At 70.1% G+C, this 15,914-nt stretch carries 18 protein-coding genes and 1 pseudogene; 9 read left to right on the top strand and 10 right to left on the bottom strand.

Features of this window, described 5'->3' with window-relative positions; translation table 11 throughout:
- Positions 1-251, bottom strand: a 251-nt coding sequence (locus VFO68_RS02180) for a nuclear transport factor 2 family protein (protein ID WP_325156415.1), incomplete at its 3' end; no start/stop codon positions are given.
- 38 nt (positions 252-289) lie between these two features.
- Complete coding sequence (locus VFO68_RS02175; protein WP_325156414.1) at positions 290-1,294, bottom strand: RNA polymerase subunit sigma-70; 1,005 nt, start codon at positions 1,292-1,294, stop codon at positions 290-292.
- A gap of 86 nt (positions 1,295-1,380) precedes the next feature.
- On the opposite strand from VFO68_RS02175, the gene VFO68_RS02170 reads away from it, so the two are divergent.
- Together VFO68_RS02170 and VFO68_RS02165 are read left to right on the top strand one after the other, a co-directional pair.
- A complete protein-coding gene (locus tag VFO68_RS02170) occupies positions 1,381-1,680 on the top strand; it encodes a hypothetical protein (protein ID WP_325156413.1) in 300 nt (99 codons plus the stop codon).
- Complete coding sequence (locus tag VFO68_RS02165; protein ID WP_325156412.1) at positions 1,677-2,027, top strand: ATP-binding cassette domain-containing protein; 351 nt, start codon at positions 1,677-1,679, stop codon at positions 2,025-2,027. Before VFO68_RS02170 ends, VFO68_RS02165 begins: the two co-directional genes overlap by 4 nt.
- Before the next feature lie 55 nt (positions 2,028-2,082).
- Here the strand turns inward: VFO68_RS02165 and VFO68_RS02160 are convergent, their stop codons facing one another.
- Together VFO68_RS02160 and VFO68_RS02155 are read right to left on the bottom strand one after the other, a co-directional pair.
- Positions 2,083-2,244, bottom strand: coding sequence for a hypothetical protein (locus tag VFO68_RS02160; protein WP_325156411.1), 162 nt, complete (start codon positions 2,242-2,244; stop codon positions 2,083-2,085).
- A gap of 1,233 nt (positions 2,245-3,477) precedes the next feature.
- Entirely contained in the window at positions 3,478-4,335 is an 858-nt protein-coding gene (locus VFO68_RS02155; RefSeq protein WP_325156410.1) for a hypothetical protein, read from the bottom strand.
- Between the two features lie 755 nt (positions 4,336-5,090).
- Between VFO68_RS02155 and VFO68_RS02150 the strand changes: the two genes are divergently transcribed.
- From VFO68_RS02150 to VFO68_RS02120, 7 genes are all read left to right on the top strand, one after another.
- Positions 5,091-5,618, top strand: a complete 528-nt coding sequence (locus VFO68_RS02150) for an AMIN-like domain-containing (lipo)protein (protein ID WP_422652900.1) — start codon at positions 5,091-5,093, stop codon at positions 5,616-5,618.
- A 15-nt stretch (positions 5,619-5,633) separates the two neighbouring features.
- Complete coding sequence (locus VFO68_RS02145) at positions 5,634-6,359, top strand: CBS domain-containing protein (protein WP_325156408.1); 726 nt, start codon at positions 5,634-5,636, stop codon at positions 6,357-6,359.
- A 21-nt stretch (positions 6,360-6,380) separates the two neighbouring features.
- Positions 6,381-6,989 (top strand): GNAT family N-acetyltransferase, encoded by a 609-nt coding sequence (locus tag VFO68_RS02140; protein ID WP_325156407.1) that lies wholly within the window; start codon positions 6,381-6,383, stop codon positions 6,987-6,989.
- A gap of 301 nt (positions 6,990-7,290) precedes the next feature.
- Positions 7,291-7,701, top strand: coding sequence for an MBL fold metallo-hydrolase RNA specificity domain-containing protein (locus tag VFO68_RS02135; protein ID WP_325156406.1), 411 nt, complete (start codon positions 7,291-7,293; stop codon positions 7,699-7,701).
- Positions 7,702-7,836: 135 nt separating this feature from the next.
- Positions 7,837-10,503 (top strand): GNAT family N-acetyltransferase, encoded by a 2,667-nt coding sequence (locus VFO68_RS02130; RefSeq protein ID WP_325156405.1) that lies wholly within the window; start codon positions 7,837-7,839, stop codon positions 10,501-10,503.
- 16 nt (positions 10,504-10,519) lie between these two features.
- The gene (locus tag VFO68_RS02125) at positions 10,520-11,185 is read left to right on the top strand and encodes a CBS domain-containing protein (protein ID WP_325156404.1); all 666 of its coding nucleotides are present in this window, start codon (positions 10,520-10,522) and stop codon (positions 11,183-11,185) included.
- 262 nt (positions 11,186-11,447) lie between these two features.
- On the top strand, positions 11,448-11,684 hold the full coding sequence (locus VFO68_RS02120) for a hypothetical protein (RefSeq protein ID WP_325156403.1): 237 nt from the start codon (positions 11,448-11,450) through the stop codon (positions 11,682-11,684).
- On the opposite strand, the gene VFO68_RS02115 is transcribed toward VFO68_RS02120, so the two are convergent.
- The 6 genes and pseudogenes from VFO68_RS02115 to VFO68_RS02090 form a co-directional block, all read right to left on the bottom strand.
- Positions 11,665-12,423 (bottom strand): oxidoreductase, encoded by a 759-nt coding sequence (locus VFO68_RS02115; protein ID WP_325156402.1) that lies wholly within the window; start codon positions 12,421-12,423, stop codon positions 11,665-11,667. The two genes, VFO68_RS02120 and VFO68_RS02115, sit on opposite strands and share 20 nt — an antisense overlap.
- Positions 12,423-13,280 (bottom strand): FAD/NAD(P)-binding protein, encoded by an 858-nt coding sequence (locus VFO68_RS02110; protein ID WP_325156401.1) that lies wholly within the window; start codon positions 13,278-13,280, stop codon positions 12,423-12,425. The genes VFO68_RS02115 and VFO68_RS02110 overlap by 1 nt, the downstream gene beginning before the upstream one ends.
- On the bottom strand, positions 13,249-14,361 hold the full coding sequence (locus VFO68_RS02105) for a 4Fe-4S dicluster domain-containing protein (protein WP_325156400.1): 1,113 nt from the start codon (positions 14,359-14,361) through the stop codon (positions 13,249-13,251). The genes VFO68_RS02110 and VFO68_RS02105 overlap by 32 nt, the downstream gene beginning before the upstream one ends.
- 312 nt (positions 14,362-14,673) lie before the next feature.
- Positions 14,674-14,865, bottom strand: a complete 192-nt coding sequence (locus VFO68_RS02100) for a hypothetical protein (RefSeq protein WP_325156399.1) — start codon at positions 14,863-14,865, stop codon at positions 14,674-14,676.
- 98 nt (positions 14,866-14,963) lie between these two features.
- Complete coding sequence (locus VFO68_RS02095) at positions 14,964-15,662, bottom strand: CBS domain-containing protein (protein WP_325156398.1); 699 nt, start codon at positions 15,660-15,662, stop codon at positions 14,964-14,966.
- Positions 15,663-15,733: 71 nt separating this feature from the next.
- Positions 15,734-15,914 (bottom strand): annotated as a pseudogene (locus VFO68_RS02090) (hypothetical protein); the annotation flags it as partial.

Raw genomic sequence — 15,914 nt, 5'->3', positions numbered from 1 at the left:
CCGGGCAGCATCGCCATCTCCCAGTCGATCACCGAGCAGACCAGGTCACCGTCGACGAACTGGTGGCGCACGGTGAAGCTGCGCACGGCGGCGCCGGCCTCGCGGGCCATGGTCCGAAACCCGGCGGCGTCGGAGAAGCTGGCTACCGGGCCGGTGAAGGTGAAGTCCTCGGCCAGCGGCACACCGGTCATGTCACCGGCCCGGGCCTGCCAGGCGTCGTAGTACAGGTTCGCGGTCGTTCGGGGATCCATGGGTCTCTCCTGGGGTGCGGGCCGCTGGTCGCGGCCACTCACCCTGATTGATCCCGCGCGGTTGTCGAACTCATCGGTGCGGCCGAGATCTCGGGCAGACCGAACACCGGGAACAGGTGCGGACTGGGGAAGCCGGTGATCGTGGCGATCTGGTTGGCGGCGATGCGCAGGACCATGATGCCGTAGCCACGGCACTGCCCTGTGTCGTCCGGGAGGTAGGCGGCGAGCGCGGGCTGGCCGTTGGCGCGGGTGCTGACCAGTCGGATGAGGTCGAGGCGGCCACCGGCGGGCACGGTGGCGAAGAACCGGGCAACGGTGTCCCGACCGGTGAACACCAGAGCCTCGGGTGGCATGTGCAGGGTGACGTCCTCCCGCAGCAGCGCGGCCAGGGCGGCGATGTCGCAGCGTTGCCAGGCCAGGACAAACCGGTCCACGATGGACTGTTCAGTAGGCCGCAACGGCTGCGGCTGGTCGGCGGTGTCGGCGGTGGCCATGGTGGTCCGGGCGCGTTGCAGCGCGCTGTTGACCGCGGCGACGGTGGTGTCCAGCAGTTCGGCGACTTCGGCGCTGGTGAAGGTCAGCACGTCGCGCAGGATCAGCACGGCCCGCTGGGTGGCGGGTAGCCGCTGCAGGGCGGTGATGAACGCCAGCTTCACGCTGTCGCGACGGGTGAGCACCACGGCGGGATCAGGGTTGGTGACCTGGTCGAGCAGCCGGTCCGGGTAGGGCTGCAGGTAGTCGATCTCGGCGTCGATGACCGGTTGGCGGCCGCGGGCCTCGATGGCCTTGAGGCAGGTCGTGGTGGTGATCCGGTACAGCCAGTGCAGCAGCGGGGCGCGGCCCTGGAACGTCGCCAAGCCCTTCCATGCGCGCAGCAGCGCCTCCTGCACCGCCTCCTCGGCCTCGTCGTAGGAGCCCAGCATCCGGTAGCTGTGCACATGCAGTGCCCGCAGATGCGGCGAGACCAACGCCCGAAACGCGCGGTCATCCCCGCCGCGGGCGGCTGCCAACAGGTCGGTGTCCATGGTGCCGGTCGGCTGCATCGCGCCACAGTAGCGCCGGCCTCCGACACCACCGACGAGTTACAGCTGTAGCCGGCAGGGTAGCGGGGTCGGTTCGGTCGTTGCTGGTGGCGGCGATCCAGGCCCGGCCGCGCAGCGAGCATCCGGTGGTGCGGATCCACGCGGCGGTGCGGGAGGGGTTGGCGGCGATCTACGCCGCCGATCGGGAAGCCCTGCTGGTGCGGGTCCGGTTGGCGTTGTCCACGCCGGCGTTGCGGGCGCGGTTATGGGAAAACCAGTTCGCCACGCGGGAGTTGTTCGAGGGCGCGCTGGAGGAGGGGGTCGCCGCTGATGGCGTGGCCGAGCTGCCGGACTTGATCGACGAGGCGGTCGGCGTGCTGGCCGAGGCGCCGAGGGGGCGGTCGTGACGGATCCGGTGATCGTGGTCGAGGAGCTGCGGATGCGCTACCGCGGCGCGGCTCGGTGCTCCGTGGACGGGATCTCGTTCACCGTGGCGGCCGGGGAGACCTTCGGGTTCCTCGGCCCTAACGGGGCGGGCAAGACCACCACCCGGCGGATTCTCACCGGGTTGCTGCGCGGTCACCAGGGCCGGGCCGACGTGCTGGGGCGTCCGGTCGGGCGGTGGGGGCCGGAGTTCTACGAGCACATCGGGGTCGGGTTCGAGCTACCCGCGCACTTCTCCCGGCTGACCGCCCGGGAGAACCTGGCCGCGTCAAACCCGCTTTCACTCCCGACGACCCCGACCGCGTCCTGAACATCATCCTGACCCACCAGAAACAACGCTGACCGTCCACATCAGACTATCATTTTCAGACATACCGTGGTCGCGGGTGGAGGGAAGCCAGGCGCGCGTCAGGGGTGGAGTATCGGCGTCGCACGTGGTCGGACAGCGCGGTGATCTCCTCGGAGGACAGCACGGCGTCGCGGTCGTGGAGGACGGCGGTCAGGTCGGCGATCGGCAGCAGGGTCACGTCGGCGACGAGTCGGACGCGGTCCAGGGTCGGGCCGTCGACCGTCAGGACCGTGAGGCGGGTACAAGGAGCACATCGAACCTGATAGGGGATACACATCGGGGGTCGCGGACACTGACCCGAACCGAGGTTCATTTTGCGCAAATGGGCTTTTGCGGTTCGCTTCGAACAATGGTGGCGCGCACCGTACACGTTCTCCCGCGCTGGCCCTGTTCGGCACCCCCCGACGCGACGTGCACCAGGAGCCCGTTAACCAGCAACACTGCCTCAGCGGTGGCGGCAACGGCAACGGCGTGCGAGCGTGTTGACCGCCACCGGCCTGCCGATGCTCATCACCGGCATACCGCGCTGGTCAATGGCGCCGCTGCGGTTACCGGCAGCGGCCGTGTCGCACCGCGCCGGCTGACCACCGCGCCAGCGAAAGCGCATCCGTGCGCACACTCCACAACAATATGCCCACTATTAAGGAGTACCTCATGGGAATTGTCATCATCGGCGGTCTGATCGACTCCGTCCTTGGCATCGTCAACGGCGCTGTAGTGGCCATTACCAGCGCCGCCAGCGCGGTCCTCCTCCCCCTGCTCCCCATTTAGCACCAGATCCTGAGACCAACCAGTAAAGGAGCACCTCATCATGGGCATCGTCATCATCGGCGGTCTGATCGACTCTGTTATCGGCATCGTCACCGGCACCGTGTTCGGCATTGTCGGTGCCGTCAGCGCCCTGCTTCCCCTCTAGCAGCAGAGCCCGACCGACACGACCGCCCGCCCGGCAGGGGGTCGTGTCCCGGTATTGCCCGCACCTACCCGTCAGCACCGCACCGAGATGTCTATTAAAGGATAGTGGTCCGGCCGGGCTCGTCGGGCAGATGGGCAGCGTGGCCGCAAGCTGTGGCGTGACGCTTCTCCTCGAACCAGCAGCGGTGACCGGGCTACGGGCCACGGTCACGGGTTCCCACTCCATCGGTGCGGTCCTGACGGTTCCAGCGGGCAGTGATGTTGCACGACCCCCGCCAGCCGGTGTGGTCTGGCGGGGGTCGTGCCCGGTCGGCTCCTGGCCCTAGATGGGGAGGAGGGGGAGGAGGACCGCGCTGGCGGCGCTGGTGATGGCGACGACGGCGCCGTTGACGATGCCAAGGACGGAGTCGATCAGACCGCCGATGATGACGATTCCCATGATGGGGTGCTCCTTACAGTGGTGGGCTGGTGTGGAGTTGTGCGCCTGGCGTGGTGCTCAGCCGGTGCAGTTGGGCACGGCCGGGACGCTGCCGACGCAGTTGTTCGGGGTGTTGGCGGTGATGGGTGCGTTGGTGGTGGTCATGACGCCGCCTTGGCGGTAGACGCCGCCGGCGGTGCCCAGGAGCAGCACGGCCTGGTTGTTGGTGACGGCGGTCTGGGTGAGGGTGGTGGCGGTGGAGTTGACGGCGGAGATCCCGCCGCCCCGGCCGGCGCTGTTGCCGGTGATGAACAGTGGACTGCCGGTGACGCCGGTGACGGTCAGCGTGCCGCGCAGTCCGTTGTAGATGCCGCCGCCGTTGCCTGAAGCGGTGTTGCCGGACACCGGGCTGTTGGTGAATGTTGCGGCGGGTGCGGTGCCGGTGGGGGTGTTGCGGTTGGCCAGGCCGCCGCCGTTGCCTGAGGCGGTGTTGCCGGTCAGGGTGCTGCCGGTGAGGGTGACCGCGCCACGGTTGAGGATGCCGCCGCCGCTGCCGAGCACGTTGCCGCGGGTGAAGGCGACCCCGGTGGTGAGGGTGAGGCTGCCGGTCGGGCCGACCTCGGCGATCCGGAAGAGCAGCAGCGAGGTGCGAGTGACGGTGGCCGGGCCGATCATCTCGATCGGGGTGGTGATCACCGGCAGCGCGTTGTTGGCGCCGCCGTGGCTGGTGGTCATGCCATAGGTGCAGCCTCCCGCCAGCACGAGAGTGTCCGCGGCGGCGGTGGAGTTGGCCAGATTCACCGCCGCGACCAGAGCGTTCTCGCTACACGCCACTGGGATGGTGATGGCCTGCGCCGCTGGAGTGAGGGCCACCAGGCCCCCGGTCACGACGGTGGCCCCGATCAGGGCCCGGACAATGGTGCGGATGGTTCGCATGACAATGTCATTTCTGGAACATAATTTGAGAGATGACCCACCCGGCGCAGCACGCCAGCGGGAGGAGATGACGCAGACGACACGGACGCCACCGCTATGGGGCGGGCTGCGTCCAATCATCCACGCAAAAACCTCGGCTTGTGATCAGCATCCGTGATCATCACGGGCACATCACGCCACCGAGGTCCGGGGTAACAATCGTTAATCTACTCCTTATTCCAGATGATCGATACCCCAGTCCCCCACGTGGGGTAGCCACAAGAGTTTGACAAGGCCCGATCCCGGCACCGGTTGCATCGGAAAATCAACCGTTCCACATCGAGATCGGCAACCGGTGCGGGTCCGCACCCGCGGACGCCCACTCCCAACGTCGTACTGAACGGCGTCCTCCCGGCGGCAGGCAACGACGGCTTGCTTGGCACCTTCAGCTACCCGTGAGGTTTGCATTATTTGCGTCGGTGATTCCGCACGTTTGCCGATGGTGGCGGACGGTAGCGTGGCAGATTACCGCACACACTGGCCGTCGCCGACTGCTATGTAACGCTCAAGCAGGCCGAACGCGATGGTGTAATTGAAAACCCTAACCTTCACCACCGGGCCGGAGTATCTCCTGACGCCAAGCGACGTCCTGCTCACTCCGGATGCCTTGAAGTTTACGCGGGACAGAACATCAGCTTCGCCTTTGACAGGCAAGGACCGTAGCGGGTGTTGGCCAAGACCAAGATCCGCCATAGCCGACTCGCGGACTACGGGACCTGCTCGCCTCCTGGGTCGACATCCGCGCCGAGCATCGAGATCGCCTTGATGACTACGCTCGGCCACATCGCGATGACGTCCCGGGGCTTGCGCGGATCAAGCAGGTGAAGCGGGCGGAAGACTTCGAGGGGGTGCTCACCTTCGGGATCGCGGTCGACCCGGCCGGCGATCCGGCGCCGTTCTGGGCCTACGCGCTGTCGGGCAGCCGACTGGTGATCGACGTGGCGCACGTCGGTCAAAGCCTGTGGTACTGCGGGGAGGTCTTCTTCGGCGACCAGCAGAAGATCGTCAACAACATCGATCCGCCGGTAACCGCGGTCGAGCGCCGCCGAGCGCGAGCGCGGGCTGGTGTTCGTGGACAGTCACGCGACCGGGTTCGCCGACCTGCGGGTCAGCCAGTGGAAGGTCGCGCACGTCCGGCTGCTCGGACCGATCGGCAGCGACGAGGCTGGAAGTCCTTGGGTGCGGCGGTCGTTCGACTCTGCTGCCGTTCGGATCACCCGCTTAGCGTCAAAGTTGGGGCATAGATGTTGGGAGATCCGATGAAGCACAGCAAGATCACAGACCTGATGGTGCGCGAGGTGGCGTGGGTCCGTACGGACACACCGTTCAAGGAAGTCGCCGAACTGCTGAAGGATCGTCGGGTGAACGGGATGCCGGTGGTCGACGACGACCACCGGGTGGTGGGCGTGGTGTCCATCATGGACCTGTTGCCGAAGGAGAGCGAGCACGAGCCGTCCGGCCTGCTCGCGCGGCTGGCGTTGCCGAGCCGGCGGCAGGCGCGGGCCAAGGCGCAGGCGACGGTGGCCGGCGAACTGATGACCGCTCCGGCGATCACCGTCGGCGAGGACGAGTCGGTGGTGCACGCGGCCAAGTTGTTGGAGCAGCACCAGATCACCCGGTTGCCCGTGGTGGACGGTGCCGGCCGGCTGGTCGGCATCCTCGGCCGCGGCGACATGCTGCAGGTGTTCCTACGTCCGGATGAGGACGTCCGCGACGAGGTCGTGCACGAGATCTTCGAGCACGAGCTGGGTATGACGGTAACGCCCGCGACCGTGTCCGTGCGGGTGCGCGACGGTGTGGTGCACCTGTCCGGACAGCTGGAGTACCGCAGCCAGATCCCGGCCGCCGTCGCGTTGACCCACCAGGTGGACGGCGTCATCGACGTCATCGAGGACCTGACCTGGACGACCGATGACCGACACGGCCGACCCGGCATGCCGGACACCACCCAGGCACATCTCGCCGTGCGCCGCAACATCCGATAGCCAACCACGACACAACGTGGTGTGACGGCCGAACGGGACGAGCTGCCGCCGGGTTACCCGGTGGCCTACGAGCGGTCGCTTCGGCTGCGCGACGGGCGCACCGTGCGGGTGCGGCCGATTCTGCCGTCCGACGCTGCGGAACTGGCCGAGGCGATCCGCACGGCCGATCCGGACACGTTGCATCGCCGGTTTCTCGGCGCGCCGCCCCGGCTCACCCCGACCCTGCTGGCCCGGCTGACCACCATGGACTATGTGCGGCGCTTCGCCCTGGTAGCGCTCGACCCCACCACCGAACGGGGCGTCGCGGTTGCCCGGTACGAGCCGCTCGAGGAGGGCGTCGTCGAGTTCGCCGTCGCGGTCGACCCCGCCTGGCGCCGGGTCGGACTGGCCACCGCGTTGGTGGAGCTGCTCGCCGAGGCGGCGATGGAACGCGGCATCCACTCCTTCGGCGCCTCCTACCTGGCCGGGAACCGCCCGATCGCGGCGCTGCTCGCGCACGCCGGTCCGGGCGCCAAACAGCTGATCCAGCACGGCACCGCCGAACTCGCCGTCACCCTCGACCGCGAACACGTCGCCGCCCTCCATCGTGACCTGGCCAGCCGCACTACCCGCGATCGACCGCCGCCGTAATGCCCGGCCGGGCGCGGACCTTCGCCTCCTGTGCCGCCGGGCGTCCGCGCGCTGCACTGGGTGTGGAGGTGAAGTGTGATGTCGTTCGTGGACCGGGTGGACGCGGGCCGGCGACTGGCCGGCGAGCTGGATCGGTTGCGCGGTCAGGACGTGGTGGTGCTCGGGTTGCCGCATGGCGGCGTCCCGGTGGCCCGGCGGGCCCTGGCCGAACGCTGGACCGAGGTGCGCCCCGAACTCACCGACGCGGGCGATCCGTTCAACCCCGGGGCACCTGGCCGAGCTCCGCACGGTGGAGGAGTCGATGACCGCCAACCGGCCCCGGATGCCCTCGATCGTCATCTCGGCGTCGGGCATGGCCACCGGCGGCCGGGTGCTCTACCACCTGGAGCACCTGCTACCGGACCGGCGCAACACCGTGGCCGTCGTCGGTTTCGCGGCCGCCGGGACCCGGGCCCGCCAACTGGCCACCGGCGCACGCGAACTCAAAATCCACGGCCGGTATGTGCCGGTGCGGGCTGAGATCGTCGTGCTCGACGCGTTCAGCGCACATGCCGACGCCGACGAGCTGATCGCCTGGGCGGCGGCCACCCGGGCACCGGACACCGCCTACCTGGTGCACGGGGAACCCGAGGATCCGCCACCCTGGCCAGCCGCCTGCGCACCGAGCACGACTGGAACGCCGTCGTGCCCCGCGACGGCGAACGGGCGCTGATCTGAACCGCTTGGCAGCACCGCGCGGTAGCCCGGGGTCATCAGGGACCTAGGGCTCGCCGGTACTCGTACGTTGGGCTCTACTGCGGGCTCTGTGCCGGCGGCATGGTCGGGGTAAGCGATGACGGGAGAAGTCATGACCGCGACGGATGAGCGTGGGGTGCGGGCGCTGCTGGCCGACGGCCGGGTGGTGGCCGTTCGGGAGCTGGGGCCGGCCGATGAGGCGGAGGTGCTGGATCTGCACGCGCGGCTGTCCGAACGGGACCAGTATCTGCGGTTCTTCGGGCCGATGGCTCCGTTGGGGTCGGTGGCGCGGCAGATCGCCCGGGCGCGGGATGACGGGCACGCCGCGCTGGGCGCCTATCTCGGGGGTGTGCTGATCGGGGTGGCGAACTACGAGGTGCTCGGCGACGATCCGAATACGGCGGAGGTCGCGCTGGTGGTGGATGGTGCGGCGCAGGCCCACGGGGTGGGCACGCTGCTACTGGAGCACCTGGCGTCGCTGGGGCGTTCCCGTGGGTTGCGGCGGTTCGTGGCCGATGTGCTGGCGGAGAACCACCGCATGATGAAGGTGTTCGTCGACGCCGGCCTGGCTTACCGGTCCACCGGCGGCGGGCCGGAACGGCAGGTGATGATCTCGCTCGCGCCGGACGAGACGTATCTGGAGGCGGTCGGGGAGCGGGAGCGGGTGGCCGACGTCGCCAGCCTGGCCGCGGTGCTGCGGCCGGGTTCGGTGGTGGTTGTGGGCGCGGGGCGGCGGGCCGGGTCGGTGGGCAACGCGGTGCTGCGCAACCTGCTTGGCGCCGGCTTCGCCGGGGCGCTGACCGCGGTGAACCCGCATGCCGACGAGGTGGCGGGGGTGCGCTGCTGGCCGTCGGTGGCCGAGCTGCCCGAGGTGCCGGACCTGGCCGTGGTCTGCGTGCCCGCGGCCGCGGTGCCGGACGCGGTGGAGCAGTGCGGGCAGCGGGGTATTCGGGCGGCGGTGGTGATCTCGGCCGGGTTGAGCGGATCCGAGCTGGGCCCGGCGGTGCTGGACGCGGTGCGCCGGCACGGCATGCGGCTGGTCGGTCCGAACTGCGTCGGGGTGGTCAACACCGACCCGTCGGTGCGCCTGGACGCCACGTTCGCGCGCGGGGCGGCGCCGGCCGGCCGGGTCGGGGTGGTCACCCAGTCCGGCGGGGTGGGCATCGCGCTGATGGAGTCGTTGCGCCAGTTGGGACTTGGGGTGTCCACTCTGGTGTCTACCGGGGACAAGTACGACGTGAGCGGCAACGACCTGCTGCTGTGGTGGCGGCAGGACACGCGCACCGACATCGCGGTGCTGTACCTGGAGTCGTTCGGCAACCCGCGCAAGTTCAGCCGCGTGGCCCGGGCGCTGGCCCGGACCAAGCCGGTGTTGGCGGTGCGACCGGCGGGCAGCGATGTCGCGCAGCGCGCCGCCGCCTCGCACACCGCCGCCACGGCCACGCCGGCGGTCACCCGGGACGCGCTGTTCGAGCAGGCTGGGGTGATCGCCGTGGACACCGTGGGCGAGCTCATCGACACGATCGCCGCGCTGTCCTGGCAGCCGCTTCCGGCGGGCAACCGGGTCGCGGTGCTGAGCAACGCCGGCGGCTCCGGGGTTCTGGCCGCCGACGCCTGTGTCCACAACGGACTCATTGTCACCGAGCTGGCGCCGGCCACTACGGCGGCACTGCGCGCCCTGCTGCCGGCTCAGGCCAGCGTCACCAACCCGGTGGACACCACGGCCACCGTCGATGCGCCCACTTTTGCCGCCTGCCTGCGGGTCCTGTTGGCCGCGGACGAGGTCGACGCGGTGATCGCGGCCGGTGTGCCGACCGCGCTGGGCGACCCGGTCACCGCCGTGGCCACCCTGGCCGGGAGTCTGGAAAAGCCGGTGCTGGCGGTGCGACCCGGACAGCTGGCCTCGGTCACCGGCCTGGCCGCGACCTCGGCCACCATCGCCTGCTATGCCGACCCGGCCCCGGCCGCCGCGGCCCTGGGCCGGGTCGCCCGCTACGCCGGCTGGCGGCGTGAACCCGCCGGCCACGTCCCGGATCTGACCGGGCTGGCCGTGCCGGGCGCCACCGGCCTGGTCCACACCCACCTCTCCGCCCTCCCGGCCGGTGGCTGGCTGGAGCCGTTGGAGGTCACCGCGCTGCTGGAGTCCTTCGGGATCCCGGTGCTGCGGCCGATCATCGCCGATGACGGCGACGGCGCTGTGGCCGCGTGGCGCTGGTTCGGCGCCCCGGTGGCGATCAAGGCGATCGCCGACACGGCACTGCACAAGAGCGCGGCCGGCGGGGTGCTGCTCAACCTCGCCGATGAGACCGAGGTCCGGGCCGCCGTGGACACCCTGGCGCAACGGTTCGGCGCCGCGCTGCGGGGGATGCAGGTCCAGCCGATGGTGCCGGCCGGCCGTGAGCTGATCGTCGGGGTCAGCTCTGATGAGCTGTTCGGGCCCTTGGTCGTGTTCGGTCTCGGCGGCACCGACACCGACCTGATCGCCGACCGCACCGCCCGCCTGGCCCCATTGACCGACACCGACGCGCAGCGCATGGTGCACAGCCTGCGCAGTTCGCCGGCCCTGTTCGGTCCGAACGCGAAGAACCCGCTGCCTACCCATGACATCAGCGACGTGCTGCTGCGGGTCGGCCGGTTGGCCGAACTCCTCCCTGAGATCGCCGAACTCGACCTCAACCCGTTGGTGGTCACCGAAACCGGATGTGTGGCGGTCGATGCCCGGATCCGGATCGAACCCCGCCACCCCACTGACCCGTTCCTGCGCCGCCTGCGCGGCTGAGAGAGGAGGGCTCGCGATGCGGAAATCGACCGTGTCCTCGGTGATGACCACCGAGGTGATCACTGTGACGCCGCGGACGCCGTTCAAAGAGGTGGTCGCGGTGCTGTCCGGCAACGGCATCGCCGCCGTGCCCGTCGTTGGTGCGCGGGGCGAGCTGGTCGGCGTGGTGTCCGAGGCGGATGTGCTGGCCAAGCAGGAGTTCCACGCGGGTACCGACGCCCGGCCGCTGGGCCCGGCCCGCCGGACGCGCTGGTCGCGGGCGCGGGGCCGGTGCGCGGCCGAGGTGATGTCCGCGCCGGTGCTCACCATCGGGCCCGACGAGCCGGTCGCGGTCGCCGCCCGCCGGATGGCGGAACGGCGCGTGCGGCGGCTGTTCGTCCTCGACGCCGACGGCGACCTGGTGGGCGTGGTGTCCCGGCGCGACGTGCTGGGCACCTTCCTGCGCCCGGACCAGGACATCCGGACCGACGCCGACTCAGCCCTGCGGACCGGCCTGGGTCACGTCGCCGGCCGGGTGACCGTGCGGGTCCGCGATGGCGTGGTCATCCTGGACGGAAGCCTGGACCTGCACAGCGAAGCATTGGTGGCGCGGGGACTGGCCCGAGCCGTCCCGGGCGTGGTCGGCGTCGTGGACAACCTGACCTACCGCGCGGAGACCGTCACCGAACTCGACGCCTCGTAAGGCGCTGTCGGGTCAGTGTTGCCGTTTTCTCGGTGCCATACCGGGCAGGTAGCCGATCACGTCGTGCACCGGTCGGCGCGGGCTTTCCGGCAATGGTTCGGCGAGCACCAGCAGCGCGCCGGCATGGTGTGCTGGCGGCCAGGACGCCGTCCTGGTGTGCGGGGTGCGGCGGCCGGTCCAGTGCGCCAGCTCGGCGTCGTAGCCGGGGCTGCTGGCCTGGCGGGTTGCGGCTTCGGCGAGTGCGCGGACGAGGTGGCGGCGGATGGGCGGTTCGGTGACCGGATCAAGCAGGACCCCGGCCCGGCTGGCCCGGCGCGTCGTAGTAGTCCGGCGAGTCGGCCTCGCGGACGTTACGCACCTCGACCCGCAGGCCGCGCTGCTGGAGTTCCGCGCCGATCTCGACTTCGGTGCCACCGCGCCATTCCTGGGCCCGGTCGCGTGGTTGCTGCTGGGTGTGGGTTGCTTTCCACGCCGGGACGTCACTCCGGCTGGCCGGTGAACGCGGGGGCGGCGGCGTTGAAGGTGTGGAACACCCGGCGCAGGTCGTCCTCGCTCCTGCCGCACCGGCGCAGCAGGGGGAGGAGCGCGGGCACGTTCGGGTCGCGCATCGGGCCGAAGCAGCCGTAGCAGCCGCGCCGGTAGGCGGGGCAGATCGCGCCGCAGCCGGCGTGGGTGACCGGGCCGAGGCAGGGGGTGCCGTGCGCGACCATGACGCAGGTGATGCCGGCGCGTTTGCATTCGGTGCACACGCTGGTGTCGGGCAGGTCGGGTTTGCGGCCGGCGAGGTAGGCGGTGAGGACTTCGAGGAGTTGGCGTTTGTCGATGGGGCAGCCACGCAGTTCGTAGTCGACCGGGACGTGTGCGGAGATGGGGGTGCTGGTGGCGAGGGCGTCGATGTGTTGGGGTGCGGCGTAGACGAGTGCGGTGAACTCGTCGACGTCGGCGAAGTTGCGTAGGGCCTGGATGCCGCCGGAGGTGGCGCAGGCACCGATCACGATCAGCACGCGGGACTGGTCCCGGATCCAGCGGATGCGTTCGGCTTCCTCCGGGGTGCTGACCGAACCTTCCACGATGGACACGTCGTAGGGGCCTGGTTCGGAGACGCTGGTGGCTTCGAGGAAGTGGCTGATGTGGATGGCGCCGGCCAGGGCGAGGAGTTCGTCCTCGCAGTCCAGCAGGGTGAGCTGGCAGCCGTCGCAGGACGTGAACTTCCACACCGCCAGGGTTGGTTGGTTCATCACAGCTCCCGGACCTCGAGCAGCGGGGCGGCGACGGAGTAGGGCACCACCGGCCCGTCCCGGCAGGTCAGCAGCGGGCCGAGCTGGCAGTGACCGCACAGCCCGATCCCGCATTTCATGTTGCGTTCCAACGACACCTGGATCCGCGCGGCCGGGACACCCTTGTCCAGCAGGGTTCTGGCGCAGAACCGCATCATCGGTTCCGGTCCGCACAGCAGGGCGGTGGTGCGCTCGGGAGTCAGCCGCAGCGCGGCCAGCGGTTCGGTGACCAGGCCGACACCGCCGATCCAACCGGCGCCAGGGCGATCGACCGTCACCGCCAGCTCGACGTCGTCGCGGGCGGACAGCGCCGCGAGCTCGTCGGTGAACAGCAGTTCGGCCGGCGCTCTCGCGCCGGCAATCAGCACGATCCGGCCGTAGCGGCGACGATGCCGCAGGGCGTGCAGCAGGGCCGGCCGCAGCGGCGCCAGCCCGATGCCACCGGCGACCAGCACCAGGTCCGAGCCGGCCGGCCCGTCGAGATCCCAGGCGGTACCGAACGGGCCGCGCACCCCGACCGCCGTGCCCGGCGCCGCGTGCCGCAGTGCCCGGCTGACCGCGCCGACCCCGCGAATGGTGTGCACGAGTGCGCCGTCATCCGCCTCCGGGTCGCCGCTGACCGAGATCGGTACCTCGCCGACGCCGAAGACGTAGAGCATGGTGAACTGGCCCGGCCGGAAATCGGCGATGGGTTCGCCCTCGGCGCGCAGGATCAGGGTCGCGGTGTCGACCGTCTCGGTGCGGTTGGCCGCGACGTAGTAGGGCAGCGGCAGCCAGGGGTCGGCGTCAATCCGATGCGATGTGGTCGCGGCGGTCATCGTCGCCTCCCTCCCGGACGAGTGCGGCCATCTCGGCGGTGATGTCGATGCCGGCCGGGCACCAGGCGATGCACCGTCCACATCCGACACACCCGGAGGTGCCGAACTGGTCGTGCCAGGTGCCCAGCTTGTGGGTCAGCCACTGCCGGTAGCGGCTGGCGCCCGAGGTGCGCACCTCGCCGCCGTGGATGTAGGAGTAGTCCAGCTCGAAGCAGGACGCCCAGCGCTGCCACCGCTCGGCATGGTCGCCGGTCAGGTCGGTGACGTCCTCGGTGGTGGTGCAGAAACAGGTCGGGCACACCATGGTGCAGTTGGCGCACATCAGGCACCGGCTCGCGACATCGGTCCAGTGGTCGGACTCCCGGCTCGCGGTCAGCACGTCCGGCAGGTCGACCTCGGGCATGGTCCGCCCCATCCGGTCGGCCGCCGCGGCCACCGCGGCCCGCGCCGCCTCGGCTTCGACGGGACTCGCGGTTCTGGTCGGCACCGCCGCGAGCACCTCGGCCCCGCGTTGGCTGCCGACCTCCACCACGAACCCACCGGCCTGCTCGGTCAGCGCCAGGTCGTGCCCGGCGCCAACCCCGGGTCCGCAGCCCATGGACGCGCAGAAGCACACCCCGCCCGGCTCGGTGCAGTTCACCGCAACGATGAAAATCCCCGCGCGCCGGTCGTGGTAGCGGCCGCCATGATCAAGCACCCGGTCCAACACCCCGATCGCGGCGAGATCACAACCCCGCACCCCCAGAAACGCATACCGAACCGGCTCGGGCTCCTCGGGGGTCACCCGGAAACCGGCCTCATCCCGTTCGGCCGACCACAACTTCGCCCGGGACGGATGCAGAAACCGTTTCCACGACTGAGGTCCAGCACTGTGCGCGAACACCGCGTCATCCGCACGGCGCCGCAGGCGGTAGTGCCCGGGTCCGACCTCGACACCCCACCCGGCCGGCAACTCCCGCGCCGAGGACAGCTCGTCCAGCACGATCGCCCCGTCTCGCACGGTGGGACCGACCACCCGATACCCGCGCTCCCGCAGCACCTCGACCAACCGGTCGAGACCGTCACGGGCCAGCCAGGTCATCGTCGCCTCCATCGTTCGTCGCTGGCTCGATCATCCCGCGTCGCCGGTTCGGGCCCCAGGGGCCGACGGCTTACCCGTGGCGGGACTAAGGGCCCCACCGGCGGCCGCGCGCGGCGATCGAGGTCGATCACTCAGATCACCGCGACGACCGTGGCCACGGTGATGATCCATGATCCAGGTGCGGTCGCCGTGCCCACGCCGTACAAGGCCGTGCTGGAGTTGCTCACCCGAGTAGCCGCCGTTCCCGGCGTGCTCAGCATCAGCGACCGGCTGGTCGCCGCGTTCGACGGACGACCCGTTGAGGCCAGTCGATCAGACCGGGGTCTCGTCCGGCGCTGTCCCGCCGTCCTGGCCGGGCGGCGGCGTGCTGTGGTGGGTCTCCCGGTAGATGGCGGCGTCGACCAGCCGCCGGACCGGGTCGCCGGATGTCGGTGTGTGGCCGGCCCGGGACAGCACGTCCCTCCGGGCCTCCTCGCTGGCGGCGAAGTTCTCCCGCTCGTTCATCGTGCTCACCTCCGTCCGTGAACACGTTCAGCACAACAGGATGGATGGCGATGCCGCGCCGGTCGGAGGTCCCACACCGGTGGGGTCCTTGGTCGCGTTCAGTTTTCGTGGGTGATGTCGACGGCCATGGCGTCGGGGATGTGCAGGTGGGTGTCGTCGTAGGCGTAGGTGAGTTCGGAGTGGACGTCGATGACGCCGTCGACCCGGCGGGTGAGGGCTTCGGCGATGGGAACCATGCTGCGGCGTTGGAGTTGGCCGTGCAGGGACACCATGCCGTCGTGCACCTGGATAGTGACGGTGGCCGGGTTGACCACGGTGTCGAGGTTGCGTTCGAAGACGTCGCGGGCGATCTCCTCGGCGATGGCGTTGTCGGTGCGGAGGAAGACGCCGAGCAGGTCGCGGCGGCTGACGATGCCGACCAGCCGACCGCTCGGATCGACGACCGGGAGGCGTTTGATGGCGTGGCGGTCGAGCAGTTTGGCGGCGTCGACGACGGTGGCGTCCGGGCCGATGGTGATCGCGGGGGTGGTCATCAGCTCGCCTGCTGTGGTGCCGCGCGCTTCGTCGGGAACGTGGCGATGCCGCGACCACCGGGACTCGGCGGGTTCCTGAGCCCCCTGCGTGGGCAACAGGTCGGCTTGGGACACCACGCCGATCACCCGGCCGGCGGGGTCGAGCACGGGGACGGCGCTGATCCGGCGCTGGTCCAGCAGCGCGACGATGTCCTTGAACGGAGCTGATTCGTCGACGGTGGCCACGTCGGTGGTCATGACATTGCGGATCTTTCGGTGCTTCATCACGAACCTCCTGTCGTGCTGATGGGGAAGCCCGGCCGGGCGGGGCCTCGGCCGGGCGTGTTGGGTGGTGGTCAGATCAGCCAGCGGTTGCGGCGCACGATGTTCAGCCGTTCCCAGCGGTTGCCCAGGCCCCAGTAGCGGCCGGCGTAGAGCGCGGCCAGGGTGAGCAGGACCAGGGCGTAGATGATGTGGTCGTCGAGCAGGGGGTTGGTGGAGCGGGTCAGCTCGCCGGTGGCGGTGTGCTGGGCCAGC

Source organism: Actinophytocola sp., from assembly GCF_035712165.1.
Classification (GTDB): Bacteria; Actinomycetota; Actinomycetes; order Mycobacteriales; family Pseudonocardiaceae; genus DASYTH01.
Note: the sequence above shows the minus strand (reverse complement) of the source record. Positions and strands in the feature narration are given on the sequence as shown.